The sequence below is a fragment of the Rhizobium sp. GN54 genome (assembly GCF_021026345.1).
In the GTDB taxonomy this organism is placed as follows: domain Bacteria; phylum Pseudomonadota; class Alphaproteobacteria; order Rhizobiales; family Rhizobiaceae; genus Mycoplana.
The window spans coordinates 49,899-73,682 of sequence record NZ_JAJNCZ010000016.1 but is presented as its reverse complement, the minus strand read 5'-3'; the positions used below and the strand labels follow the sequence as shown (position 1 = coordinate 73,682).

The 23,784-nt window shown below is 59.9% G+C and carries 23 protein-coding genes and 3 pseudogenes; 18 read left to right on the top strand and 8 right to left on the bottom strand.

What is annotated here, in order from left to right:
• Positions 1-170 precede the first annotated feature (170 nt).
• Positions 171-251, bottom strand: a pseudogene (locus tag LQK81_RS26400) (integrase); the annotation flags it as partial.
• A gap of 11 nt (positions 252-262) precedes the next feature.
• Between LQK81_RS26400 and LQK81_RS25230 the strand changes: the two are divergent.
• Positions 263-525 (top strand): annotated as a pseudogene (locus LQK81_RS25230) (DUF1214 domain-containing protein); the annotation flags it as partial.
• A 111-nt stretch (positions 526-636) separates the two neighbouring features.
• On the opposite strand, the gene LQK81_RS25225 reads toward LQK81_RS25230, so the two are convergent.
• Positions 637-1,221 carry a helix-turn-helix domain-containing protein gene (locus LQK81_RS25225; RefSeq protein WP_230809174.1) on the bottom strand — a complete coding sequence of 195 codons (585 nt, stop codon included), beginning with the start codon at positions 1,219-1,221 and terminating at the stop codon, positions 637-639.
• 164 nt (positions 1,222-1,385) lie between these two features.
• Between LQK81_RS25225 and LQK81_RS25220 the strand changes: the two genes are divergently transcribed.
• The 5 genes from LQK81_RS25220 to LQK81_RS25200 all read left to right on the top strand — a co-directional run bounded on the left by LQK81_RS25220 (position 1,386) and on the right by LQK81_RS25200 (position 4,221).
• Positions 1,386-1,871 carry a fasciclin domain-containing protein gene (locus LQK81_RS25220; RefSeq protein WP_230809173.1) on the top strand — a complete coding sequence of 162 codons (486 nt, stop codon included), beginning with the start codon at positions 1,386-1,388 and terminating at the stop codon, positions 1,869-1,871.
• Between the two features lie 29 nt (positions 1,872-1,900).
• Positions 1,901-2,125, top strand: coding sequence for a DUF378 domain-containing protein (locus LQK81_RS25215; protein ID WP_230809172.1), 225 nt, complete (start codon positions 1,901-1,903; stop codon positions 2,123-2,125).
• A gap of 60 nt (positions 2,126-2,185) precedes the next feature.
• Positions 2,186-2,668: a TspO/MBR family protein gene (locus LQK81_RS25210; protein ID WP_230809175.1), complete on the top strand. Its 483-nt coding sequence runs from the start codon at positions 2,186-2,188 to the stop codon at positions 2,666-2,668.
• Positions 2,665-3,174 (top strand): hypothetical protein, encoded by a 510-nt coding sequence (locus tag LQK81_RS25205; protein ID WP_230809171.1) that lies wholly within the window; start codon positions 2,665-2,667, stop codon positions 3,172-3,174. The genes LQK81_RS25210 and LQK81_RS25205 overlap by 4 nt, the downstream gene beginning before the upstream one ends.
• Positions 3,175-3,507: 333 nt before the next feature.
• Positions 3,508-4,221 (top strand): IS6-like element ISRsp9 family transposase, encoded by a 714-nt coding sequence (locus LQK81_RS25200; RefSeq protein WP_230809170.1) that lies wholly within the window; start codon positions 3,508-3,510, stop codon positions 4,219-4,221.
• 262 nt (positions 4,222-4,483) lie between these two features.
• On the opposite strand, the gene LQK81_RS25195 is transcribed toward LQK81_RS25200, so the two are convergent.
• Positions 4,484-4,678, bottom strand: coding sequence for a hypothetical protein (locus LQK81_RS25195; protein ID WP_230809169.1), 195 nt, complete (start codon positions 4,676-4,678; stop codon positions 4,484-4,486).
• Positions 4,679-5,106: 428 nt separating this feature from the next.
• On the opposite strand from LQK81_RS25195, the gene dgt reads away from it, so the two are divergent.
• From dgt to LQK81_RS25180, 3 genes are all read left to right on the top strand, one after another.
• Positions 5,107-6,453 (top strand): dGTP triphosphohydrolase, encoded by a 1,347-nt coding sequence (dgt, locus tag LQK81_RS25190; RefSeq protein WP_230809168.1) that lies wholly within the window; start codon positions 5,107-5,109, stop codon positions 6,451-6,453.
• Positions 6,454-6,803: 350 nt separating this feature from the next.
• Positions 6,804-7,112 (top strand): type II toxin-antitoxin system RelB/DinJ family antitoxin, encoded by a 309-nt coding sequence (locus tag LQK81_RS25185; protein WP_230809167.1) that lies wholly within the window; start codon positions 6,804-6,806, stop codon positions 7,110-7,112.
• The gene (locus tag LQK81_RS25180; protein WP_230809166.1) at positions 7,109-7,402 is read left to right on the top strand and encodes a type II toxin-antitoxin system RelE/ParE family toxin; all 294 of its coding nucleotides are present in this window, start codon (positions 7,109-7,111) and stop codon (positions 7,400-7,402) included. Before LQK81_RS25185 ends, LQK81_RS25180 begins: the two co-directional genes overlap by 4 nt.
• A 60-nt stretch (positions 7,403-7,462) precedes the next feature.
• Here the strand turns inward: LQK81_RS25180 and LQK81_RS25175 are convergent, their stop codons facing one another.
• From LQK81_RS25175 to LQK81_RS25160, 4 genes are read right to left on the bottom strand one after another with little or no spacing between them, the layout of a single operon-like run.
• Positions 7,463-8,977, bottom strand: coding sequence for an aldehyde dehydrogenase (NADP(+)) (locus LQK81_RS25175; protein WP_230809165.1), 1,515 nt, complete (start codon positions 8,975-8,977; stop codon positions 7,463-7,465).
• A gap of 19 nt (positions 8,978-8,996) precedes the next feature.
• Positions 8,997-10,034: an NAD(P)-dependent alcohol dehydrogenase gene (locus LQK81_RS25170; protein ID WP_230809164.1), complete on the bottom strand. Its 1,038-nt coding sequence runs from the start codon at positions 10,032-10,034 to the stop codon at positions 8,997-8,999.
• 9 nt (positions 10,035-10,043) lie between these two features.
• Positions 10,044-10,796, bottom strand: coding sequence for an SDR family NAD(P)-dependent oxidoreductase (locus tag LQK81_RS25165; protein ID WP_230809163.1), 753 nt, complete (start codon positions 10,794-10,796; stop codon positions 10,044-10,046).
• 45 nt (positions 10,797-10,841) lie between these two features.
• Positions 10,842-11,987 (bottom strand): fumarylacetoacetate hydrolase family protein, encoded by a 1,146-nt coding sequence (locus LQK81_RS25160; RefSeq protein ID WP_230809162.1) that lies wholly within the window; start codon positions 11,985-11,987, stop codon positions 10,842-10,844.
• 291 nt (positions 11,988-12,278) lie between these two features.
• Here LQK81_RS25160 and LQK81_RS25155 point away from each other — a divergent pair, with 291 nt between their 5' ends.
• The 9 genes from LQK81_RS25155 (at position 12,279) to dld (ending at position 23,343) form a co-directional block, all read left to right on the top strand.
• Positions 12,279-13,748, top strand: coding sequence for an aldehyde dehydrogenase family protein (locus LQK81_RS25155; protein ID WP_230809161.1), 1,470 nt, complete (start codon positions 12,279-12,281; stop codon positions 13,746-13,748).
• A gap of 3 nt (positions 13,749-13,751) precedes the next feature.
• Positions 13,752-15,272 (top strand): xylulokinase, encoded by a 1,521-nt coding sequence (gene xylB / locus LQK81_RS25150; RefSeq protein WP_230809160.1) that lies wholly within the window; start codon positions 13,752-13,754, stop codon positions 15,270-15,272.
• Positions 15,273-15,304: 32 nt separating this feature from the next.
• Positions 15,305-15,997 carry an HAD-IA family hydrolase gene (locus LQK81_RS25145; RefSeq protein WP_230809159.1) on the top strand — a complete coding sequence of 231 codons (693 nt, stop codon included), beginning with the start codon at positions 15,305-15,307 and terminating at the stop codon, positions 15,995-15,997.
• Positions 15,994-16,833, top strand: a complete 840-nt coding sequence (locus LQK81_RS25140; RefSeq protein ID WP_230809158.1) for a MurR/RpiR family transcriptional regulator — start codon at positions 15,994-15,996, stop codon at positions 16,831-16,833. The genes LQK81_RS25145 and LQK81_RS25140 overlap by 4 nt, the downstream gene beginning before the upstream one ends.
• Positions 16,834-16,893: 60 nt before the next feature.
• A complete protein-coding gene (rpiA, locus tag LQK81_RS25135) occupies positions 16,894-17,598 on the top strand; it encodes a ribose 5-phosphate isomerase A (RefSeq protein WP_230809157.1) in 705 nt (234 codons plus the stop codon).
• Positions 17,599-17,792: 194 nt separating this feature from the next.
• Positions 17,793-18,887: a sugar ABC transporter substrate-binding protein gene (locus LQK81_RS25130; protein ID WP_230809156.1), complete on the top strand. Its 1,095-nt coding sequence runs from the start codon at positions 17,793-17,795 to the stop codon at positions 18,885-18,887.
• 77 nt (positions 18,888-18,964) lie between these two features.
• Complete coding sequence (locus LQK81_RS25125) at positions 18,965-20,485, top strand: sugar ABC transporter ATP-binding protein (protein ID WP_230809155.1); 1,521 nt, start codon at positions 18,965-18,967, stop codon at positions 20,483-20,485.
• A 26-nt stretch (positions 20,486-20,511) separates the two neighbouring features.
• The gene (locus tag LQK81_RS25120; protein WP_230809154.1) at positions 20,512-21,513 is read left to right on the top strand and encodes an ABC transporter permease; all 1,002 of its coding nucleotides are present in this window, start codon (positions 20,512-20,514) and stop codon (positions 21,511-21,513) included.
• Positions 21,514-21,603: 90 nt separating this feature from the next.
• Positions 21,604-23,343: a D-lactate dehydrogenase gene (dld, locus tag LQK81_RS25115; protein ID WP_230809153.1), complete on the top strand. Its 1,740-nt coding sequence runs from the start codon at positions 21,604-21,606 to the stop codon at positions 23,341-23,343.
• A 28-nt stretch (positions 23,344-23,371) separates the two neighbouring features.
• Here the strand turns inward: dld and LQK81_RS25110 are convergent.
• Positions 23,372-23,656, bottom strand: a pseudogene (locus LQK81_RS25110) (IS481 family transposase); the annotation flags it as partial.
• Positions 23,657-23,784 lie beyond the last annotated feature (128 nt).

Genomic DNA, 23,784 nt, shown 5'->3' with positions numbered 1-23,784 from the left:
GCGCCCGCAGGCCCCTGCGCTAAATGGAGAGCTCCGGGCCTACGCGCGCTGACCCGATGCAACCAGAGGCAGGGGTCCCTTTTGGGAGCCGATAGGGGGGCCCGTTTCGATGCCGATTGACAGATAACGCTCTGGGAGGTGCGGCCCGCTATGTGCAGAGCCGCACCCCGTCAAATCTCGGTATGCTCCGCTAGTTCCAGAGCATCCTCGATGTCCACACCAAGGTACCTGATTGTGTTCTCAATCTTGGTAAGTCGCGCACAATATGACCCGCTCGATGCTCGACACGCCCAACGCTACCCGCGAGCGGGAAGCCGGAGCTATCCTTCGCCCGCAGCCGAAGCCAATCCTGATGGCTCGACCACGATCTACTTTTCACCGACCCAACCGGAGGGCGTCGGCCGGGGCAACTGGATACTGACGATGCCGGAGAAGGGCTGGTTCGTGTGCCTACGCCTCTACAGTCCTCTGGAACCGTTCTTTGACAAGAGTTGGCGGATAAGCGAAATCGAGCTCGTCGAATGATGTCCCGATAGCGATCGACGGCATGCAGGCCTCCTGAAAAGCCAATCGCCTACTCTGCATTCAGGCGGTCGCCGCGCCGAGCCGAATCGCCTCGTTTTCAACAACGGCGGCCTATGAAGAAGTCACAACAATAGCGGCTGAAATTTCCTCGCCTTCGCGGCGGTAACTATGCGGAGCGCTAGAGTCGAAATACACAGCGTCCCCCGTATCCAGCGCAGCGTCCTTGCCATCCACGTTGACTGTAAGCCGGCCGGCGAGCACGTAGATGAATTCAGCGCTGCCATGTTGATGCGGCTCTGAGGGCGGTGAATCGACCGGGAACTCGGCGTAAAACGCCTCCATGCGGCGATCAGAAGCGGGATAGTCAAGGCTCTCGAATAGAAAGGCCGGATTCTTTTCGCCCGGCAGGTTGGGAAGTTTGAGACGCTGCTGCTTTCGGACGATCGCGATGAGCGGCTCCTCCTTGTCGGCATTAAAGAAATGATTGAGACCCACGCCGAAAACCATGGCGATCCGAAGCAGCGTGGGCAGAGTTGGAAACATCTGCCCGCGCTCGATCTTCGAGAGCATTGCAGGCGAGAGCCCTGTATGCCCGGCCAACTGCACCAGCCCCAGCTTCTTTTTCAGACGCAGCGCCTTGACGCGAGGGCCGATCGCGTAGCGCTGGAGCTCGTTAGACAGCGTGTCGGAGAGCACGTCGCAAACTCCTTTTCATTTCGCGCAACTATAACGACCAAAATTTTCGTGACAAGAGAATTTGGTTTCTTCTCACGACAATTTGAGTGGTAAGGATGGTATATTTTCTCCCAAATGAGATTTATGGCGTGCATCTCGCACCCGTCACCGAGAGGAGAAATGCCATGAAGTTGAAAAGCGTTATGGTCGCTGCGGCGATCACGCTCGGCAGCAGCGTCGGCACGTTTGCCGCGGAGAAGGATGTCGTCGACACCGCCTTGGAGGCGGGTCAATTCAAAACGTTGGGTACCGCGCTCGAAGCGGCAGGCCTGGCCGCCGTTCTCAAAGGCACGGGACCGTTCACGGTCTTTGCTCCGACCGATGAAGCCTTTGCCAGGTTGCCTGCCGGTACCGTTGAAAACCTGCTGAAGCCGGAGAACAAGCAAAAGCTCACTGAGATTCTCACCTACCATGTGGTTGCGGGGAAGGTGATGGCGGCGGACGTGGCGGGTATCGATGAAGCGAAGTCGGTAAATGGCAAAATGATCGACATCGAAGTCGAGGGCTCCGCCGTCAAGGTCAACGATGCCACCGTCACTACTGCTGACATTGCTGCCTCAAACGGGGTCATCCATGTCATCGACAAGGTGATTATGCCTCCGGAAGGCTGAACGCTCATCCCTCGGCCCGGAGCATAACCATGAAGTTCATCAACATTTTCACGCTCATTCTCGTAGTCGTGGGCGGGCTGAACTGGGGGCTGGTCGGACTGTTTAGCTTTGACCTCGTGGCCGCCGTCTTCGGGTCTCGCTCGGGGCTCGCCCGGATCATCTATGTCTTGGTAGGGCTGTCGGCGTCGTGGCAGATCATGCCCCTGTTTTCTGCAATAGGCCGCGGCGAGTTCGCCGCTGGCCAGAACCGATAGGATCTTCGGAGGGACCCGCTTGCCATGTCGGCGGTTCCCTCCATCTTGTGCTGGATGGATATGCATTCCCTTCTCGTGTTGGTCGCCTTTGAGGTCGCAAGCTTCGCTGCCGCAGCGACGGGCGTGGTCTTTAGGCCAGGCGACTGGTATAAGCACCTCGACAAGCCAAGCTGGCATCCGCCCGATTGGGTGTTCGCCCCGGTCTGGACGGTTCTCTATGCATTGATTGGACTGTCGGGCTGGCTCGTATGGCGAGAGGCTGGCATTGCAGCACTGCCTCTCAGTGCCTATGCAGCCCAACTGCTGCTCAATGCTGCGTGGACACCGATCTTTTTTGGGCTTCACCGACCCGGGCTGGCCGTGGTGGAGATCATGGTGCTTTGGGCTGCGATCCTGGCGACGATTATAATGTTTCACCCCGTGAACGCGGCGGCTGCCTTGCTGCTTCTTCCTTATCTGGCGTGGGTGAGTTTCGCGGCGGCACTTAACTTGTCCATCTGGCGGCGTAACCGTTCGAAAACAATCTCGCAGGGCGCCCGATGAGACTCCGGTGGGTCGTCGTGAATGATCGGATGCAGCAAGGTTACCGATACGCTCTCGTTGCGCCAGTTGGCCGTGATTTTCATCCCGATTTCCAGCCAGACTTAACACCCGCCCAGATGCTCGCGCTCGGGGTGTTCGGCGGCAAGTACATGACCGACTGTCGCGACGAATTTCCCAACAGCTGGTTTGCGGAGGCCCGGCTGTCGTCGCTGCGAAAAGATCCGTCAATCAACTGCTTCGGTGTCGACGCCAGCCAACCACTCAGCGTCTGGCGAGCCAAGGGATGGATACATCCCGACGATCCACGTGGCTGGTTCCAGTGGTACTGCCGCTACCATCAAGGTCGTCGCATACCCGGCGAGGACAAGCGACAGATCGCGCGTTGGAAAGCTATTCGCCGCCATATCGCTCAGCTTCGCCGAGCCTGCGAGCCTGGGGACTGCTGGTGCAGGCCATGTCAACGCCAAGCCCTGCTGCATTGGGCATATGACAGCCGCTCGATTTAACTATTGCGCCGATGCTGTGCTGAAAAACGTCCGGCATCTTGCTTGCGAGGCTAGAAGCTACCGGAAGCCCACGGCTCATTTCGGCCAGTGCGATTACTGGATCAACGACCGCAGTGCGGGCGCGTTGCGGACAATCTGCTCACGCGGAACCAAGCTGTCAGTCTCGGGGGGCGATGGCCGACCGTCCGCTGCCAGGGCGCCCAAGACGAAAAGCGGAGATCAGTTGCTGCCGCGGTGATTGGCCCTGAGTGGAAAAATTGCTACGTCTGCTTGCAGTACCGTGGAGGCGTCGCCTTAACCGGCTGGTGCGGATCGAGGCAATAGTCTATCGGCATGACTGACGATGCGTCCGCCCGATACAAACGCCACCGCTTTCCAGCCGAGATCATCGCGCATGCGGTATGGCTCTATTACCGGTTCCCGCTGAGCCTGCGCGATATCGAAGACCTGCTTGCCGAGCGCGGCATTGCCGTCTCGTTTCAGGCCGTCTCAGAATGGACGACTAAGTTTGGCCTGAAATTCGCCCACCAACTCAAGCGGCGGTCGATCGGCAACTTCGCAGACAAATGGCATCTCGATGAGATGGTCGTATCGATCAAGGGCAAGAAATACTGGCTGTGGCGCGCCGTCGATGCCAACGGCTACGTTCTCGATGCTCTGCTGCAAAGCCGCAGAAACAAGGGAGCCGCTCTTCGGCTGATGCGCAAATTGTTGAAGAGCCAAGGTGTTGCGCCGCGCGTGATGGTGACAGACAAGCTGCGTTCTTATTCCGCCGCAAAGCGAGAGATCATGCTGGGGATCGAACACCGTTCGCACAAAGGGCTCAACAACCTCGCAGAAAATTCTCACCTTCCCGTTCGACGACGAGAGCGACGCATGATGCGGTTCAAGTCGGCAGATCAATGCCAACGTTTCGTCTCAACCCACGGCCAAATTGCCAATCTTTTCCAACTTCATCGAAAACACCTGAATGCCGCTGATCATCGCCAACTCCGCGCCCTCGCCAGCGCCACCTGGCGTGAGATCGCGTTGCCGATCCAAGCCTGAAATTCAGGACAAAGAAATGATCGCGTCCTACGTCAGGTTAAGGCGACGCCACCAGGATCGGACCGCTTCGTGATTGCAGCCCTGACGACTAACCCATCACGAGGCAGGGCTGTCAGTTCTGCGATCAGCGCCTCTGTACTCGGATGACGGCTATAGAGTTCGCCGCTTAGGCTATGTTTGCGCAGCGGTGTAACGATTGGTTCTCGCGCACTGTATTTATCTGCCCTCTGCTCCGTGTAGGCGCTTCCTTCCAATTGTTTCATCATGCCGAACCACTCTCTCGTGCAGCACTCTCGCGCGAGGCGATGCTGTTGAGCGCCGCCTCAGAATTTGCAGGGTTCGCTATGGTCGCATCATGCACCGCGCTTTTCCATGTCATCGCTCCCGAGGCCCCCAGCACCGGCAAATTGAATCTGTGCGTTTCGATTTTCTGCGACTCTGGCAATAATTTCGTCATGGTCCCGCATGCTTTCTATCAAAGGCCGCCCTCTATCGACGAGAGTTTATTGAACTGTCACGCGCAACTTAAAGGCTGCATACATGGGGGGGAACGAGTTTCAACAGGTTCCAAAGAAAATTTTGCCCAAACTCGACAAACTGTTCTCTCCTCTGATGCGCAGTTTTCCGAATGATGACCCTTGACGCTTAGCGGCTACGCAACCTGGAAGGCCGGGCAAGGCGCTCGACGCTTCGCACACATTATCCCGTGGGTAGCGGTATCTTCCTCGAGTGTGCACTTGTCGGACTACTCGAGCTCACCAGCGTTAAGGCTGAAAATTCTGTCAACCGAGGATGGTGACCGCCAACCAACTACGATACCAGTGAGAACATTTGCTTGGAGGCGCCTTTGAGGAGGCCGCCATATAGGACGTTGGGAGTACGAAAATGGATTGGGAGAAACTCCTTTGCAGCGAACGACTTGGCGACAGAAACTACCAACCCCACGCACACCGATCCATCTTTGTTCAGGATCATGACCGCATCGTCTTCTCCGCACCGTTTCGGAGACTGGCCAACAAGACGCAGGTACAGCCGCTCTATGAGCATGATCACGTCCATCACCGTTTGATCCATTCGATCGAAGTCAGCAGTGTCGGACGATCATTGGCTATGCGAATCGGGAATTGGCTTGAGGAGACGCGCCGGATCGACGACGGTGAGTCCAACAGTTTGGCGAACATCGTGCAGGCCGCCTGTGTTGCCCACGACATCGGCAACCCTCCGTTTGGTCATTCAGGCGAAGCAGCGATGGGCGACTGGTTTGCGGAGAAGTTCGACGATGCGAAAGGAATGATGGCGGATATTGAACAGCCTGATCGATCCGAGTTCATCAGCTTTGAAGGAAATGCGCAGGGATTTCGGATCGTTACCCGGCTTGAAATGTACCGGAACGAGGGCGGCATGCGGCTCTCCAAAGCCACGTTAGGGGCCTTCACGAAGTACCCGGTAACTTCTGCTGTCCGCGAGAGTATTGTCAGCGCAGGTAGTGCGCCATACGTCGGCCTAAAAAAGTTCGGCATCTTCCGCTCAGAGGTGGACCTGTTCAAGGAGGTAGCAAGCTCGCTGGGGCTGCCTGAAGAGACGACGAACCTTGACGAGAGTTGGTGGCGGCGGCATCCCTTGGTCTTCATCGTCGAAGCGGCAGACGATATATGTTACAACATCGTCGATCTTGAGGACGCATTCACGACTGGTGAACTCCCGTTCGAGGCGGTTAGAGACGTACTTCACAGTGCAGCGAACAAGCCCAATCGTGACGTGAGCAGCCTCAGTCAGGCCGAGCACATCGCATTGTTGCGGGCATTGAGTATCGGGGCTGCTGTTGAAAGTTGCGTCGAAGCATTCAAGACCAACTACGACGCAATCATGGCTGGGAAGTTCTCCAATTCCTTGACCGATGCAGGACCGATGGGACCTGCGTTCACTCAAATGAAGGCTCTCTCGCGGGACCAAGTCTTTACTGCCCGGAGGAAGACCGAGTTGGAGGTTTCTGGTCGACGCGTGATCGGCAATGTTATGTCTGGTGTGCTTCCGGTCTTCGAGGCACTTGCCAAGGCCAAGTGGGATCAGACAAAGCTCCCTGACCATAATCTGCAGCTCGTCAGAGCTCTCGATCTGGACTTGCGAAACGTTGCCAATTCTCAGCAAGCGTTACACGCGCTCGCTGATTTCACGTCGGGTATGACGGATCGGTATGCCGTCAGGATCGCGAGAATGCTCACAGGAATATAAGAGGCACATAATAGATAACGGAGAACTTTCATCGCACCCATATGCAGGGAGATGCAATCTTCATGGTAAGCTGGCGGGTCGTCTTTGAGAATGACAATCGCGCCGATCCCAAAGGGAACGCCTGCGCGCGATCGTCAAAGAGTTCTTTAGAGGGCAGCTTTCGCCCTAGCACTGAGGCGCATTTGCTAGCCCAGTACTCAGCGTGTTTCCAAGGTGTTCATGTTTTGGGCTAAGAAGATCGCATAATGGATCATCGGGAACGTCGAGGCTAGCGCGTTAATTTTCTTACGACGATACTGGATTATGTCATGCAAATGCATTACATTGGCGCTGAATGAAGGAGAGTTGTGATGGCTGCAAATGCACTGGTCCAGACGCGAATTGATGCCGACATTAAGGACCGGGCCACAGCCGTCCTACAGAATATGGGACTGACAGTCTCGGATGCCGTTCGAATCCTTCTGACTCGGACGGCGAACGAAGGCTCACTACCGCTTGAAATGGTTGGTAGCAGTGATGCCCACGATGCCTGGTTCCGCGCTAAGGTGTTGCAGGCTCTGGAGGACACGCGACCCGATTTCGACGATGCTGATGCCGAGGCTCGTTTTCGCGAGCGCCGGGCGGCTGCGTTGCGTAGAGCAGGGGCTGGCGACCGATGAGGCTTGTCTGGGCGCAGTATGCGCTTGACGATCGAGATGCTATCTTCAGCTACATTGAAAGCGAAAATCCGAGGGCGGCCGTCCACGTCGACGAGGAGATTGTGCGAGCCGTTCGGCGTCTCCTTGATTTTCCCGAGAGCGGTCGGCCTGGTCGAGTTGAGGGAACGCGAGAGCTGGTAGTGCCGCGCACACCCTACATCGCGGCTTACATGGTGACAGCGGATCGAATTCGCATTCTGCGCATCCTGCATGGCGCCGAAATATGGCCCTTCGAATTCGGCGACGAATGATACAAAGAGCGACTTCTTGGTTGTCGACGGTTCGGATCCGTTCAAGAGCAACACTTTGAGTCAGTCATTTATTGCCGCCAGAACATCATTCGGAATGTTCTGATAACTGACTGGTCTCAGAAAACGCCGGATTGACATGGTGCCGACGCTGGTTGCGCCGAAATTCGTGCTTGCGGGGTAGGGGCCGCCGTGGACCATGGCGTCCACGACCTCGACACCTGTCGGGAAGCCGTTGGCGAGCACGCGGCCGGCTTTGCGCTCGAGGATCGGCAGCAGCTTGCGTGCATCGTCGGTGTCGCCGGCGTCCATGTGGATCGTTGTCGTCAACTGGCCCTGCAGGCCCTTGGCGAGATGAACCATGTCGTCCACGGAGCGAACCCTCACGACGACACCGAGCGGGCCGAACACTTCTTCGCCGAGCGTATGATCGTTCAAAAATGCGTCGCCCGTGGTCTCGTAGAGGTTCGGCGAGGCCTTCCTGTCGCTGCTTTCTGTCGTCAGCACGGGTTTGACCGAATTGCGGCTGTCAAAACGGTTCTTGCCGTCACGATACGCGGCTGCGATGCCGTCCGTCAGCATCACCTGCGGTCCGACTTTTTCAAGTGCCGTACGGGTCGACTGGACGAAGCCGTCGGCATCGGCGCCATCGATGACGATCGCGATGCCGGGATTGGTGCAGAACTGTCCGGCGCCCATGGTCAGCGATCCGGCCCAGCCTTCGCCGAGCGAGGTGCCGCGTGCCTTGACGGCTTCCGGCAGCATGAACATCGGATTGACCGAGCCGAGTTCTCCGAAGAACGGGATCGGCTCCGGCCGCTGCGCGCACAGGTCGAACAGGGCGCGACCGCCGGCAAGCGAGCCTGTGAAACCGACGGCCTTGATGAACGGATTGGTGACGAGCGCCTCGCCCACCTTGCGGTCACCCCCCTGGATGAGGCTGAACACGCCTTTCGGCATGTTCGTTTTCTCGATCGCCGCAAGAATGGCTTCAGCAACGATCTCGCCCGTTCCCGGATGCGCCGAATGTCCCTTGACGACGACGCAGCAGCCGGCTGCGAGCGCTGCGGCGGTATCGCCGCCTGCGGTGGAAAAGGCGAGTGGGAAGTTTGACGCGCCGAAGACCGCGACGGGGCCGATCGGCCGCTGGATCAGCCGGATTTCCGGGCGCGGCAAGGGCTTTCGATCCGGCAAGGCCTCGTCCGTCCGGAGGTCGAGATAGTCACCCTTGCGGATATGCTGGGCAAAGAGGCGCAGTTGTCCGGTCGTGCGGCCGCGCTCACCTTCGAGGCGAGCGGCGGGCAGCCCGGTTTCCTGCGTGCCGATCTCGGTGATGGCAGCGCCGCGCGCTTCGATCTCATCGGCAATGGCGTCGAGGAAATCGGCACGTTCGCTGCGCGATGTATAACCATAGGTCCAGAACGCGTCCTCGGCCGCCGCGCAAGCATTGACGACGAGCTCCGGCGTCCCCTTTGCGAACGGATGGGAAGGCCCGGTGGCAGGTGTCGATACGAATGTCGCATCGGCCCAGATCCATTCACCAGCGATCAGATGCTTGCCGTTGGGTGTCCAGCTCATGTCATTCATCTCCAGATTATCAGCGCATTGCGATCTGTATCTTCACGTCTTCCGGGCGCGCCGTGTCTGCCCGTTCGAAGGCTTCGATGCTGTCGCAGAACGTGTATGTCGCCGATATCAGCGGCTTGACGTCAATCTTCCCTTCGGACATCAGCGCGATAGCCCTGTCGTAAACGTTGGCATAGCGGAAAACCGTGACAATACGAATTTCCTTGACCTGTAGCGCCACGATATCGATGGGAATCGGCTCAGTCGGCATGCCGATGCAGGCCAGAGTGCCGCCCGGACGGATGCAATCGGCAACGCCGTTGAAGGCCGCGGACGCACCGGAGCATTCGTAGACGAGATCGACACCCCAGCCATCCGTGACATTCAGCACCTGCTCCGCGAGGGGGCCGCCCGTTGCATGGAGCGGCTGAATTCCGGCATATTGGGGGGCGATGTCGAGCTTCTTCGACGCCGGATCGAAAATCAGGACGCGGGCGCAGCCGGCGGACAGCGCCGACAGCGCGACGAGAATGCCGATCGGGCCGGCGCCGAGCACGAGCGCCACATCGCCGGCGGCGACGCCGGTTTTATGAACCGCCTGCAGGCCAACTGCCAGAGGCTCCACCATCGCACCTTCTGCGGCCGACACATTGTCCGGCAGCTTGTAGGTCAGGCTTGCCGGATGCACTACCTCCGGCGTCAGGCAGCCATGAACCGGCGGCGTCGCCCAGAAGGTAAGTGAGGGATCGAGATTGTAGAGGCCGATCCGGCTCGGGCGGCTGGAAAAGTCGGGTATGCCGGGTTCGATACAGACGCGGTCGCCAACGGCGAGATGACGGACGGCGCCACCACAGGCGACGACGGTGCCGGCGCCTTCATGCCCCAGGATCATCGGCTCCCGGACGACGAACGGGCCGATCTTTCCATGACGGTAGTAATGGACGTCGCTGCCGCAGATGCCGACCACATCCATCGCGATCCGGACGTCATGATCGCCAACGGTCAGGTCGAGCTCCATGTCTCGCAGGGCGAGCTCGCGTTCCTTTTCGAGGACAAGGGCAATCGGCATGATATGACCTCAGATACTGGTATAGCCCGCGTCGGCACTTACGATGGAGCCCGTCATCAGGCTCGACGCATCGGATGCGAGGAACTGGACGATCGAGGCGATCTCGTCGGGCTTGCCCATGCGGCCGGCGGGTGTCAGGTCCATCCAGCGCTCGATCAGTCCCGGCTGGCTTTCGAGCCCATGCAGCAACGGCGTCTCGATGTAGGTGGGGGCGACGGCATTGACCCGGACCCCGCGTTTGGCCCATTCCACGGCGAGAGAGCGCGTCAGGTGATGAACGCCGGCCTTCGAGGCATTGTAATGGCACTGAGGCTGCGGCACATTGACGATATCGGCCGACATCGAGCCGATGTTGATGATTGAGCCGCGGCCGGCCTCAAGCATGCGGCGACCAAAGGCCCGGCATGTGCGGAATACGCCGCTCAGGTTGACCTCGATAACCCGGTCCCATTGCTCGTCCGTCATGTCTTCGGCGGGTACATTGCTGACGATGCCGGCATTGCAGACGAGGATGTCGAGCGATGGCAATTCACCGGCAAGCGCGTTCAACTGTGCGCTGTCGGTCACGTCGAGTTGTCGCGCCTTGGCATTGCCGCCGATCGCGCGTGCCGTATTCTCGGCACGGCCGAGGTCGATATCGGTGCAGATCACGTCAGCGCCGGTTTCGGCCAGAGCCTGGGCGCAGGCTGCGCCGATACCCTGACCGGCTCCGGTCACCAGGGCCAGCCGGCCATTCAAGTCCATCTTGGATCGATAGGTCATCTTCTTAACTCGAATTGGGTTGCGTCTGCCAGCGTTGCTGGCCGCTTACAGCAGGCCGCGTTTGGCCATGTCGCGCATCAGGGCGCGGGTGCCGTAGGTCCAGGGGCGGGCCTTGTCGGACGTCGTCACGACATTGCGCAGCGTGCCGAGCGACGGCGTGGAGATTTCGACGACATCGCCGATCTTGTGCGTGAAACCGCTGCCCTTTTCCGCCCGGTCCAGGGTCGGAGCGAACATGGTGCCGAGGAACAGCATGAAACCATCGGGATACTGATGGCTGGCGTTCATCGTCTGAGCTACCAGTTCGGCTGGCTTGCGGCTGATTTCCGCCATGTTCGAACGTCCGGACATTTCGAAACCGTCGTCACCCGTCACCGCCATGGTCAGGGTCGCGTTCTCGATGTCTGCAAGCGTGAAAGCCTCGTCGAATAACCGTATGAACGGGCCGATCGCGCAGGAGGCGTTGTTGTCCTTCGCCTTGCCGAGCAGCAGCGCCGAGCGGCCTTCCACATCACGCAGGTTGACGTCGTTGCCGAGCGTGGCGCCGCGAATGTTGCCGCTGCTATCGACCGCCAGCACGATTTCCGGTTCCGGGTTGCTCCATTTGGAAATCTTGTTGATGCCGACCTCGGCGCCGTACCCGACGGACGACATGGGCTGCGACTTGGTGAAGACCTCGGCATCCGGGCCGATCCCGACCTCGAGATATTGCGACCAGAGCCCGTCCTTTTCGAGCGCAGCCTTGACCTGCGCGGCTTCATCGGAGCCGGCCTTGATGTTCGACAGGCTGCCACCGATGAAATCGCCGATACGGTTGCGGATTTCGTCCGCCTTCACGGGGTCTCCAAGCGTCCGCTCGTCGATGACGCGCTCGATCATGCTCTGAGCGAATGTCACGCCGCAGGCCTTGATGGCCTGGAAATCACAAGGAGCAAGCAGGCAATGCCGTGCTGCGCCGTAGCCGGTTTCGGCAGGCGTGAGGACCAGGTCTTCCGGCCTGCCGATGGGGTCTCCCTTCAGCCTGTCGAAACGTTCCGTGGGATTGTCGTCCAGAAAATCGGCCACGGACTTCACGGTCTCCGTAACATCAAGCAGAATGCCATCGCGGAGAATGACCACCGAGGGGGTATCGATATCCGCGCGCCAGACGCGCCCGACAAGTCGCGCGCCGGGAGAATTTTCAGGAAGCATGGGTCTCCTCCAAATTGCTTTGTAGTAAAACTATTTTAGCGCGACGCCGATCGTCAAGCCCAAACCGAATCCTTCGATGAAGTTGCCGCGATAGGCCGGCCTGGTGGGATCGCCCATAATGCCAGATATTCCAATGATTTCTGTTTTTAACGTTTAAAAACATATGGATGATCCACTAGGTTCGAAATTCCACCGTTTGACTGTTGCGCCGATCGCGAATTCGCGTACATGTAGTTATGCTATTTTGCTGCTCTCTGGTCAGGGCAGCTGTTTGTGATTGTGGAGGAGTGCATGACCGAGGCAACGTTGTCGCAGATCAGCGGCAGGCTGTTCATCAATGGCGAGTTCGTCGAGGGAGCAGGGCAGCGGATCGATGTCATGAACCCGGCGCGCGGCGTGGTTATCGGGCAGATCGCGGCGACGACGCCGGACGAGGTCGAGGCGGCGGTGAAGGCGGCGCGGGCTGCCTTTCGCGTGTGGTCGCGCGTCCCGGCAAAGGTACGCGCCAATGCGCTGCACAAGCTCGGGGATCTTATCGCCGCCGATGCGCCACGCATGGCGCACATCATGACCAGCGAACAGGGCAAGCCGCTGAACGAAGCCAAAGGCGAAATCCTCAAGCTGGCGGAAGCCTGCCACTTCTATGGCGAGGAAGCCGTACGCGTTCTCGGCGAAATCGTGCCGAACGATCAGAACGGTTTTCAAAGCCAGGTCATCCGAGAGCCGATCGGCGTCGTAGGTGCCATAACGCCCTGGAATTACCCGGCCGAACTCGTCGGCTGGAAGCTGTGCGCCAGCGTGGCCGCCGGCTGCGCGATCATCATAAAGCCGGCGGAGCTTACTCCGTTCACGGCGCTTGCGATCGCCGAAAAGGTAATGGAAGCCGGTATTCCCGCCGGTGTCGTCAATGTGCTGACGGGCAAGGGCTCGATCGTCGGTCAGGCACTCGTGGATCATCCCGGTATCGACAAGATCGCCTTCACAGGATCAAGCGCCGTCGGCCTTCACATCCAGCGGTCCTGCTCGAGCGTGAAGCGCCTGTCGCTCGAGCTCGGCGGTAATTGCCCGCTGATCGTAACCGCAAGTGCGGATGTCGATGCGGCGGTCAAGGGTGCGGCGCGCCGTGCCTTCCGCAACATGGGACAGATTTGTATCGCGATCAATCGCATCTACGTTGCACGCCCGCTCTATGAAGAGTTTCTTGAAAAGCTCGCAAAGGCCGCCGATGCGCTGACTGTCGGCGATGGTCTCGACAATCCAACGGCCGATATCGGTTCGATGGCGTCGGCCGACCCGTTGAAGAAGACGCGCGAGCATCTGGCGGATGCGCTGGAAAAGGGCGCGCGGCTGATTGCCGGCGGCAATGCGCCGGCGGGCGAGGCCTTCGCAAAGGGTTTCTTCTTCCGCCCGAGCGTCGTTGCGGACTGCACCCATGACATGAAAGTGATGAGCGAGGAGACGTTCGGTCCGCTCGTCGGTGTCGCCCCGTTCGATACGCTCGAAGAGGCTGCCGAACGCGCCAATGACACGCCCTATGGGCTGGCATCCTATGTCTACGCACGCGACCTCAGCGAGATCTACACGCTCTCGGCAGAGCTGGACTACGGCAACGTTGCCATCAACAATGTCGATGCCGGTATCATGAATGCCCCCTATGGCGGCCGCAAGCAGAGCGGCATCGGTTACGAACATGGCCGTGAAGGCCTGCTGGAATATTTCAACTTCAAGCATGTCCGCCTGTTCCACGGCGTGGGAGCCTGAGCCATGACGTCGGCGCTTCTCGGCATCGATATCGGCACGTCCGGCTGCAAGGCGCTCCTGCTGTCGGTCGATGGCGATGTGCTGGCCACGAGCACCGCGACTTACGGACTGTCCCAGCCGCATGTCGGCTGGACAGAGCAGGACCCGGCGCTTTGGATCGAGGGTACGCGCAAGGCTGTGGCCCAGGTCATGGAAAAGCGTAGTGATGTCGAGCTGATCTGCATCGGCTTGTCCGGCCAGATGCACGGCCTGACACCGCTCGACAAGGACAGGAAAGTCCTGCGTCCCGCTCTTCTGTGGAACGACCAGCGCAATGCCGCGGAGGTCGCCGAGATCACGCAAAAGGCTGGCGGTCTTGACGCGTTGATCGAGCAAACCGGCAATCGCATGCTTGTCGGTTACACCGGTGGCAAGATCGTCTGGATGCGTAACAGGGAGGCCGAGCTTTTCGCGCAGATGCGTCATGTGCTCAACCCGAAGGACTATCTCCGCATGGTCCTGACCGGCGAGCTTGCAACCGAGGTTTCGGACGCGTCCGGTACCGGTCTGTTCGACGTGAAGAACCGCACCTGGGCATCCGCGCTGATCGAAACGCTGGATATCGATCCGGCGCTCTTGCCGGCCTGTTTTGAATCCCACGAAATCTCAGGCCGCGTCAGTGCCGAAGGGGCGGCATTCTTCGGCTTGCCGGCGGGTGTTCCGGTTGCGGGCGGAGGCGGCGACAGCGTCATCCAGACGATCGGTTCGGGTGTCATCGCGCCCGGCGAATTGCAAACGACGATCGGGACGGCCGGCATTCTTGCCGCAGCGCTCGATGCGCCTTCGCCGAGCCCGGATGGCCGCATCCAGATGTTCTGCAACGTCGCGCCCTCCAAATGGCATGCCATGGGCGTGTCGCTGAATGCCGGCGGCGCGATGGGCTGGTTCCGCTCCATTCTTGCCGGAGCCGGCAAAGGCGAGGACCTGACATTCGATGCGATCTGCTCGGCCGCTGCAAGAAGCCCTGCGGGCGCGAAGGGCGCCCTGTTTCTGCCCTATCTGAACGGTGAACGCTGCCCCCACCCTGACCCGACCGCGCGCGGTGCCTTCGTCGGTCTGACGGCCCGCCATGATCTCGGAGACGTGGCGCGCAGCGTCATGGAGGGCGTGGTCCATGCCTTCTGCGATATGCACGCGCTGATGAAATTGATGGGTATCGAGGGCACGCTCGTCAAGGCATCCGGCGGTGGTGCAAAGTCCGAGCTCTGGCGCCAGATTCAGGCCAATATGTTCGAGTGCGATGTCGTGACGACGGAAGGCGCTGCCGAAGGCGCTGCTTTCGGGGCAGCACTCGTCGCCGGCGTTGGCATTGGCATCTGGAGCGATGCGACGGAAGCGGCCGGTACGCTGAAGGTATTGACCCGCCAGTCGGCCAACGAGGCTTCGCGCACCGTCTATCGCAAGGCGCACGGCATCTATCGCAACCTCTACCCCGCGCTTTCGGAAAGCTTCTCCGCGTTGAACGATCCGGTTTTCGCCGATTGATGAACCGGACCAAACCTGGAATTGGGCAGATCATGAAACAGTATTCAGCTTTGATCTTCGATCTGGACGGCACGCTGATCGACAGCGCGCCGGATATCGCCGCGGCCGTCAACGTCCACATGGCATCCAAAGGCTGGCCGCCGCTTGAAGTGGATTATGTCGAAGGGTTCATCGGCAACGGGCCGAGGCGCCTTCTGCTTGACATCTTCATAGACAAGGGGCTCCCATCCGATGACGCGACGGTGGATGCGGCGGTCAAGAGCTATATCGACAACTACGAGCGCGAGCCGGCGAACCGCACCCGCTTCTTCCCGCATGTCCGCGAGGACCTCCAGGCCTTGCATGCGGCCGGATTCCGGCTCGGCATCTGTACGAACAAGCCGCATGCGCTGACACAGCAAATCCTCGCTATCCTCGGCCTTGACAGCGTGATCGAGGTTGCGCTCGGTGCCGATGCCGTGCCGGCCTGCAAGCCTGATCCGCGGCATCTTCTGGCCGTTGCCGAACAGATGGAGCTGCCAGACGGAAGCTGGGCCTATGTCGGCGACACCAACGTCGACAAGGCAACCGCCGTTGCGATCAATGCGCCGTTCTTCGTCGTGCCCTGGGGGACGGGCTCGTCTGTGGAAGTGGCGCCCGAACAGCGCCTGACCCGCATCGCCGATCTTCTCGCCTATGCTATGCAGGCAGCGCAACCGCTGTCTGCCGGAGGAGATATCGCATGAATGTCAGCCTGCTCCAGCGCATTTTCCAGGAAATGGACAATATGGGCGCTGCCGAGCGGCGTATCGCGAATTTTGTGAACGCTTCCCCGGGCGAGGTCATTCACATGAGCATGGCGAAGCTTGCCGAGACATGCTCGGTAAGCGACCCGACGATCATGCGTTTCTGTCGTCGCTTCGGATATGAAGGCTATCAGGATTTCAAGCTGAAGCTCGCCCAAAGCCTCGTACCCTCCGCGCCGTTTGCCTACGAACAGATCGTGCCGAATGACGGCATTGACAACATCGTGCGCAAAACCTGCCGGAATTCGCTCAACGCGATCCAGCGTGCGTTGGAGGATCTCGTCCCGCAACAGATCGAGGCGGCAGCCCTGCTTCTGCGCGATGCCGCATGGACGGGTATCTACGCGAGCGGCATCTCCGAGGTGACGGCGATCGACGCCGAACACAAGTTTCAGCGCCTCGGCATGCGCTGTTCAGCGATTCTTGGCCGAAACAAGCAGTGGATGCACGCCGAAAGTGCCCGTCCGAGCGAGGTGGCTCTGATCTTTTCCCAGTCGGGCCATACGAAGCAGATGGTGGAACTGGCGATCGCGGCCCGCGCCGGCGGCGCGCGCGTTGTCTCCGTGACGGCGGCGGAAAGTCCGCTTGCCCGCGTGACCGACGCACTCATTGCCGTTCTGCCCTACGACCAGACGGAACTGATGACGCCGCTCGCCTCGCGTCTCAACCACCATCTGGTCATCAACATGCTTGTCACGGCCATCGCCGTATCGAGCGGCAGCGAATTCCCCGACCAGTTGCCGGCACTCGATTCCTGGCTGACTGACAAGATCTGACTTTTTTCGCCTACCCGATGGGCCGCGCATCGCAACGCCCGGAAATCTCAAGGAAACACCATGTCCGACCAACAGAATGAAGCAAAGAAAGTCGCCGGTCGCCGGGTCATCCAGGACTTTGTCCGTGACGGGATGAAGCTCGGGCTTGGTTCCGGCACCACGTCGCATTTCTTCGTGCGTGAACTCGGCAAGCATGTCGCCGATGGCATGAAGCTGACCTGCACCACCACCTCGCGCTCGACGATCGATGTTGCACGTGAGGTCGGCATCGCCATTGCCGATCCGAACGACATCGGCGAACTGGACCTGACCGTCGATGGCCCCGACGAGATCGACCGCCGTTTCAACATGATCAAGGGCGGTGGCGCCTGCCTGCTGTGGGAGAAGATCATTGCGCATGCGTCCAAGCAGATGATCACGGTCTGCGACGAAACGAAGATCGTCGATCATCTGGGTGCGTTTCCGCTGCCCGTCGAGGTCGTGCAGTTTGCCTGGAAGCAGACCGAGCGCATGGTTGGACGCGTTTTGTCCGACCACGGCCTGACCGCCGACATCTACCGTCGCATGCGTGACGGACAGCCTGTTGTAACCGACAGCGGCAATTTCATTCTGGACTGCAAATGTAGCGCGATCACCGATCCGGCGCCGTTGGAAATCGAGTTGAACCGCATCCCCGGCGTTGTCGAGAACGGGCTTTTCACGCGGGAATCCGCAGGCATGGTCGTTGGCTGCTTCGATGGAAGCTCCTACGTCGCAATGCGCTGAATGTAGTAAAACTTCTATTTCGGTGGGATGATGGCTGCCACTCGGCAAGAGGCGGCCGTCTTCGCGCTATTGGTGAATTACTGTCGATTTTCACGGCTTTTTCGACAAGGGTCTCAGGCGATCACGCCGAAATGCCTTGACACTTCGGGAGAAAATGTAGTGAAACTATATCACGCTACCAAAGGGAGGATGAAATGGGTAACGACTTCAGGGTGAACAGACGTCAGGTTCTGGTTGGTGGCCTCGCGCTCGGCGCAGGCGCCATGACGGGTGCGATGGCAGGGGGCGCAGCCTTCGCGCAGGACAGGGTGTTCCTGCCATTCAGCAACAAGAGTCTGGACTACTACTTCTTCGTCATCGAAGAAGAGGCGGTCAAGCGCGCGGTGGAAGGCCGCAAGTGGTCGTTCCAGGCGACCAATGCTAGCTTCGACAACACCCGCCAGCTTGAGCAGTGGCAGAGCCTCATGTTGTCCCAACCGGCCGGCCTCGTTGCCGACCCCATCGACAGTCAGGCGATCGTCAGCGCCATTCGCCGCTATAACCAGAATCAGATTCCGGTCGCCATCATCGACACGCCGGCAGACGGTGGCGATGTCGCGATCACCGTCAGCTTCGACAACAAGCTCGGCGGCGTCATGGCAGCCCGCGAGATCATCGATCGCCTGACGAAGAAGTATGGCAGCCCGAAGGGCAAGGTGCTGAATTGCTTCGGCGCGCTCGCCAGCGTCGCTTGGCGCCTTCGCAAGGAGGGCATGGACGAGGAATTCGCGAAGTACCCGGACATCACCTATATCAGCCGCCCGACGGAAGGCGCGCTCGATCAGATGCTGGCGGTTACGCTGGCGACGTTGTCCGAGCATCCCGACCTTGACGCGGTTCACGCGCCGAGCGACTCGCCCGCGCGTGGCATCGCAACGGCCCTGCAGCAGAAGGGACGCTGGAAGAAGGTCGGTGAAGACGGTCATGTCATCTTCGTGACGATCGATGGCGAGCCGGTCGCCGTCCGGCTGCTGCAGGAAGGCTACATGGACGCCTGCGTATCGCAGGATCCGATCGCTTACGGCGAAATTGCCGTCGAGATGCTTGAAAAGCATTCGATGAAGGGAGAGGCCGTTCCGCTCGGTGCCTACGAAAACAAGAAGTACTTCTGGGAAAAGGGCGAGATCGTTGCCGGCACCACCGGCCCGACGCTCATCATCCCGCCGTTCATCATCAACGGCGAGAATGCCGCCGACAAGCGCCATTGGGGCTATGTCGCCGAGAAGGAATGGGGCGTACCCTACACCTGATGACTGCCCGACCGGCCGCCTTTTCAAGGTGGCCGGTCTCATCGCGCCGCAGGCGGGCAGGAGAGGACCGGAGCCGAATGACCAGTCAGACGTTGAAACAGGATGCATCTGCCGACACGGAGTTCGCGCTCCGCATCGACAATGTCAGCAAGAGCTACGGCGCTTTCTATGCCCTGCGCTCGGTCAGCCTGAACATTCGCCGTGGTAGCATCCACGGCCTGCTCGGCGAAAACGGTGCCGGAAAGAGCACGCTGGTCGGCATCATCTCGGGACAGCGCTCGCCGACCGAAGGCACGATCTACCTGAATGGCACGGAAGTCGCCGGAGCAGATGTCCGGTCGATGGAGGAGGCCGGCGTCTTCCTCGTCACGCAGGAGCCGATGATTATCGATCATATCTCCGCAGCCGAAAATCTCATGCTGGGAATCTGGCCTTCGAAGGGCGGCTTCGTGCAATGGCGCAAGCTGAAGGCCGATGCCGCACGCATGCTCAAGGGATCCGGTATCGATCCCACCGTTGACGCCGGGAGGCTGAACGCCGTCGCCCGTCGCAAGCTGAATATCCTTCGCGCCATGTTTTCCGGCGGCAAGGTCATCATCCTTGATGAACCTACGGCAGCCTTGACGGTGCCGGATCGCCGTCAGCTTTTCGATTTCATGCGACAGCTGAAGAACGACGGCGTCACCTTCATCTTCATCTCCCACTACAACGACGAGATTCTTGAAATCTGCGATGCCGTATCCGTCCTGAGAGATGGCGCGCTTGCCGGCGGTAGCGAAGACATCGCATCGATGAGATCCGAGCAGCTTTCCGAACTCGTGCTCGGGCGCGGTCTCGTACTCTTCCAGCGCGAAAGGCGCTCCTTCGAGAGCGAACCCGTCGCGGTCAGCCTGCGAAACGTCGTGGCGAACCATGTGAACCTCGACAGGCTGGATATCCGCAAGGGCGAGATCATCGGCTTTACCGGCCTGCCGGGCGCCGGCGCCAAGGAACTGGCGAAGGCCATCTTCGGGCTGAACAGGGCGAAGTCCGGCACCATCGGCTTCGATGGCGTGGAGGGCTCGAGCCTGCCGCAGCACCCGAAGGCGGCCTTCGATGCGGGCATAGCATACCTGTCGGATGACCGTCGCAAGGATGGCGCCGTCGGGCATCTGTTGATCGCCGAAAACATCGCGCTGTCCTCGCTCGATCGCAGAGCCGTCTTCGGCTTTGTCGAAAGCGGCAAGGAGGCGAGCCTGTGCGCGGGCTATTTTGCCAGCATGGGTATCAAGGCGCCGAATGCCGAGGCGGTGGTGAACACGCTGAGCGGCGGCAACCAGCAGAAGGTGTGCCTCGGCCGCGTGCTGGCAACCGAGCCGCGCCTGCTAATCCTCGACGAGCCGACGCGCGGCATCGACGTCGGCGTCAAGCAGGATGTGCTGCGCATTATCGACGAACTGAGCAAGACTGGCGTCAGCGTCATCATCGTCTCCACCGACACGGACGAACTGGTTCGTGCGGTCGATCGCGTCTGCGTGTTCGGGAATGGCGCCATCCACCAAACCGTCACTGGCGACGACATAACAACCGAAAACCTGCGCCGCCTCGCACAGGCGTGACCGGCGATCCGCAGAGGAACGAGAAAATGAGCACCGTGATGACCTCAACCCCATCGAAGGAAGCAACCGAGAAGACGAGTATCGGCATGCACAAGGCCGTCGGCTGGATTCTGCACAATGTGGTGTGGATATGGCTCGTTGCGCTGATCCTCGGCTTCGGCATGTTCAACGAATTCTTCCTCAGCGTGATGAACATGCAAAACATCACCGTACAGGCGACGGTTCTTGGCATGCTCGGTCTTGCCGTCGCGCTGCCGCTGCTGGTGGCTGAGATCGATCTTTCGATCCCGGCAAACCTCGGATTCTCCTCCGCCATCGGTGCTATCGCCTATGCCGACTGGGGCATGCCCTGGTTCATTGCCATGCTCGTCGGCGTCGGCGTTGCGACGCTCATCGGCTTCTTCAACGGTCTCTGCATCACCAAGCTGCGCATGGTGTCGCTGATCCAGACGTTGTCTATGATGATCATCCTGCAGGGCGCGCTGCTGGCGCTTACCCAGGGCAAGACGCTGACGAACCTGTCCGACGGCTATGTCTGGATCGGCAATGCCAGCATCGGCGGCTGGCCCGTTATGCCGCTCATCATGGTGTTGGCGCTGGTGATCGTCGGCATCATGCTGAAGATGACGGTTCTCGGCCGTTCGATCTATGCCGTGGGCGGCAATCCGCTTGCGTCGAACTCGGCGGGTATCCGCGTCGATCGCATCAAGATCATCACCTACACGATCGCCGGCTTCCTGGCGGGCATCGCCGGCTTCCTGTTGGCCTCGTGGCAGATGGCGATCACCTCCAACCAGGGATCGAGCTATCTCCTCTATGCGATCGCAGCACCGATCATCGGCGGCGTCAGCGTCTTCGGCGGACGCGGCAATGTCGTCGGCATTCTGGGCGGCGTCCTGCTGCTCACCGTCATCCAGGTCGGCCTCGCTATCACCAACGTGCCCTCCTTCTATGTCGGCATGATTGGCGGCTTCATGATCTTTATCGCCGTGGCGATCGATGCCGTCCGCGTTCGCTACTTCGCCTGATATCCTCCCAAGGCAAGCAGCGCATCGGCCGTCACCCGCCTTTGTCGAAGGGCGTGACGGCCGATCCGTTTCAAGAGTGAAAGCCTGCAGATGAACGATCTTCTCGAACAATTTCGCACCGTTGTCGGTCGCCGCAACGTGCTGACCGGCGAAACGGAGACCCGACGATTTCGGCAGGGATATCGCTACGGCGGCGGTGATGCGCTGGCGGTCATCCAGCCGGGAACGCTCGTGGAGATGTGGCGCATTTTGCAGGCATGCCACCGGGCAAAGGTCGTCGTCATCGTGCAGGCTGCCAATACCGGCCTGACCGGCGGCTCGACACCCGTCGAGGAGGGGTACGACCGGCCGGTGGTGATCATCAGCACGCTGCGCCTTCGACGTCTCGATCTGGTCAGAGATGGGGCGCAGGTCGTTTCCCATCCGGGCGTGACGCTGAACCAGCTTGAAAAAGCCTTGCGCCCGCTGGGGCGCGAGCCTCACTCCGTGATCGGTTCCAGCTGCATCGGCGCCTCGGTGATCGGCGGCATCTGCAACAATTCGGGCGGCTCCCTGATCCGCCGCGGTCCGGCATTCACGCAGTTCGCGCTCTATGCAAAGATCGATGCCGATGGCGAACTCCGGCTCGTCAACAATCTCGGCATCGCGCTTGGTGAAGCTCCCGAAGATATCCTTGCCCGGCTGGATGAGGGGAGGATCGCCGACGCCGACATTCTGCCGTCGTCCAATCTGCACGCGTCTGACCACGAATATTGCAACCACGTCCGCGATATCTCCGCATCGACGCCGGCGCGCTACAACGCCGACCCGCGGCGCCTCTACGAGGCATCGGGCTCGGCCGGCAAGATCGCCGTCTTCGCGCTTCGGCTCGATACCTTTGTCGCAGATGAAAAGACGCAGACATTCTATATCGGTAGCAACGATCCGGCAGAACTGGAGACCATCCGGCGCGACATACTCGGGGAGTTCGACAACCTTCCGATCGCCGGCGAGTACATGCACCGGGGCGCATATGATGCCAGCAGTCGCTACGGAAAGGACCTTTTCCTCTTCATCCAGGCCTTCGGCACCGACCGCGTGCCGCTGGCATTTGCCATCAAGAGCCGCTTCGACGGCTTTAGCGAGAAACTCGGCCTTGGCGGCGCGATCAGCGACCGGCTGCTGCAAGGCTTGATGAAGCTTTGGCCGAACCATCTGCCGCAACGGCTGAATGCCTTCCGCGACCGATACGAACACCACTTGCTCCTGAAAATGGGGGATGACGGCATAGAGGAGGCACGCGCCTATCTGAGGGCTCGCTTCCCGTCTGCGCAGGGCGACTATTTCGAATGCAACGAGAAGGAAGGGCAGGCGGCATTCCTCAACCGCTTCGCCGTCGGTGGCTCGATCGTGCGGTATCGCGCTGTCCATCGCAAGACGGTGGAGGACATCGTGGCGCTGGATATCGCCCTGCCGCGCAATACGTTCGACTGGTTCGAAAAGCTGCCGGACGAGATCAGCCGAAAGATCGACTTCACCATGTATTGCGGCCATTTCTTCTGCCACGTCCTGCATCAGGAATATTTGGTCAGGAAGGGCGAGGACTGCGATGCGGTGAAGGAGGAAATCCTGTCCCTGCTGAAGGCACGCGGGGCGGAATATCCGGCAGAGCACAATGTCGGCCATCAGTACGAAGCGGCCGACAGCCTGAGGGCTTTCTATAAGGAGCTCGATCCTACCAATTCCTTCAATCCTGGTATTGGCAAGACATCGCTCAACCTCGACTGGATGGAGCCCGGCTCTCATGCAGCCGCCAAAGCCGGCGTCAACGTTACCTCTACAAAGCGCTGAGACCTAGTCGCTCTTTGCATCATCGTCGCGGAATCGTCGCTTGCAAGCTGTAGAGACAGTCGTCGAGCGGCAACAGGGTATGCCGGCGAAAAGCGACGATAATCGCCTCGTCCTCGCCGGATAGAACCGTGGACTTCGGTTCCCTTGGACCGGTCGGTAGATCAGCAGCCGAGGTTCGCTTCCTCCATTTGGCGACCGTCTTTTCGTTGATCCCATAGCGCTTCGAAAGCGCTCTCAGGCTCTCTTCACTATTTTGTATTGCTCGACGGATTGCCTCTGTCGTTGTGGCGCATCCGTGCAAAACCTGGCCCATAGTGCATCCCTCCATTCAATGGATAAAATTGCACCATCAAACTCCGGGATCAAACACCTAGGACATCAGGCGGGCGGTGCTTTGCGAACGCCGCCATCGCTTCCGGCCGCATGAACCTGAAACACCCG